Origin of the sequence: Streptomyces sp. DH12, from assembly GCF_020873895.1 — a bacterium.
GTDB lineage: Bacteria > Actinomycetota > Actinomycetes > Streptomycetales > Streptomycetaceae > Streptomyces.
In genome coordinates, this window is the sequence record NZ_JAHWGT010001436.1 from 1 (window position 1) to 411 (window position 411).

The 411-nt window shown below is 70.6% G+C and carries 1 protein-coding gene; it reads right to left on the reverse strand.

Annotation, left to right across the window (positions count from 1 at the left end; genetic code table 11):
• The coding region (locus tag LPA54_RS40455; protein ID WP_228985421.1) for a sugar kinase at positions 1 to 408 on the reverse strand (408 nt) is incomplete at its 3' end.
• Positions 409 to 411: the final 3 nt, after the last annotated feature.

Consider the following 411-nt stretch of genomic DNA (forward strand, 5'->3'; position numbering starts at 1 on the left):
GGGGAGGCGGTCCTTCTTCAGGTCCTTCTCCGACATGCCCATGCTGGTGAGGAAGGCGGTCAGGCCCGCGTCGCTGGTCTCGAACTCGACGTAGAGGCGGCTGGTCTTCCAGTTGTTCGTCTCGTACGAGGCGACCCACCAGGCCGGGTGGGGCACCGGCACCTGGTAGATGCGGCGCTGGAGCTTGGACGGCCAGCCCTCGGTGAGGCCGGTCGCCGAGTACTTCGCCTCCTTGTCCTTGCCGCTGGCCCGGCTCTGGTTGGCGGAGATCACCAGGTAGCCGGCCGGGACGCCGATGAGCAGGACGATGATCAGCAGGGTGAGGGCGCGGCGGCGGATCATGTGCCGCCGGTCCTCACCGGGGTGCGCCCCGCCCTGCCCGTCGGGGCGGCCGGGGTCGGTCGTCAGCGG